The sequence below is a fragment of the Putridiphycobacter roseus genome, from assembly GCF_003234935.1.
Classification (GTDB): Bacteria; Bacteroidota; Bacteroidia; order Flavobacteriales_D; family Crocinitomicaceae; genus Putridiphycobacter; species Putridiphycobacter roseus.
Map to the genome: position 1 here is coordinate 1 of NZ_QKSB01000046.1, position 1,430 is coordinate 1,430.

The 1,430-nt window shown below is 41.7% G+C and carries 1 pseudogene; it reads right to left on the reverse strand.

Features of this window, described 5'->3' with window-relative positions:
* Positions 1 to 1,430, reverse strand: a pseudogene (locus DNU06_RS17895) (hypothetical protein); the annotation flags it as partial.

Sequence of the window (1,430 nt, forward strand, 5' to 3'; positions counted from 1 at the left end):
CAAATATGCCATCTGTTGCTGGATCGATTGTTCCGTTGGCTGCATTGGTAAATGTGTTGACTGCCGTTAATGGCATGTTGTCAAAATTGTCATCCAAACCATCTGCGTCTGCATCTGTTCCTGCTGGGGCTAATTCCGCTCCATCAATTACACCGTTACCATTGGTATCGTGTCCTTCTAATAAATCAGATTCGCCATCATCATCTGAATCTAAATCTAAATAATCTGGGTTATCTGCCGCACCATCTGTATTTACTGGATCGATTGCTGTTCCACTGTTGTCAGTATCGTAAGCATCATCTAGTCCATCACCATCTGTATCTAATCCCGTTGGGGCCATATAACCTGCAGTAGTTTGTGCTTCCACATTATCTGGAATACCGTCGTCATCTGCATCTATGTCTAAATAGTTTGGTCCACCTGTTCCATCAGTATTTGGTAAAGTAAGTGGGGTTCCTGCATCATCAGTATCTACAATATCACTCATGCCATCACCATCTGTATCAGTAATTACACCTGTTCCAATTTGTCCATCTCCGTCTGCATCTGTTCCACCTGCTTCAATTGCATCTACTATTCCGTCGTTATCTGAATCGATATCTAAGGCATCACGGATACCATCTAAATCTGTATCTGGATTAGTTAATGCGGTTCCACCATTGTCGGTATCTACGATATCTGATAAACCATCACCGTCTGTATCCGTAATTGGTCCTGTTCCGATTTGACCGTCACCATCTGGATCTGTGCCGCCGTTTTCTATCACATCTGCAATACCATCATTGTCTGAATCTACATCTAAATAATCTGGTAAACTATCTCCGTCTGAATTTGGTGTACCTAATGCAGTTCCGCCATTGTCTGGATCTACTAAATCTGAAATACCGTCTCCATCTGTATCGGTAATTAGACCTGTTCCGATTACACCATCTCCATCTGGATCTGTTCCACCATTTTCTATTACATCTGGGGTTCCATCATTATCACTGTCTAAATCTTGTGCATTTGGAATACCATCTCCATCACTGTCCATGTTTGTTAATGGGGTTCCACCATTATCTGGATCTACTAAATCCGGTTGTCCATCATTATCGGTATCGGTTAAATCATCTAAAATACCGTCTCCATCTAAATCCGTTCCACCTGCTTCTACTAAATCTGGAACACCATCATTATCTGAATCTAAGTCTTGTGAATCTGGAATACCATCTCCATCTGAATCTCCTGTTCCTTCGTCCACATCTGGAATACCATCATTGTCATCATCTGGATCGATATCATTTGCAATACCATCTCCATCTGTATCGTTTTCTCTAAAATCTAAATCTCCGATTAATGGGTTATCTGCATCTGCAAATATGCCATCTGTTGCTGGATCGATTGTTCCGTTGGCTGCATTGGTAAATGTGTTGACTGCCGTTAATGGCATG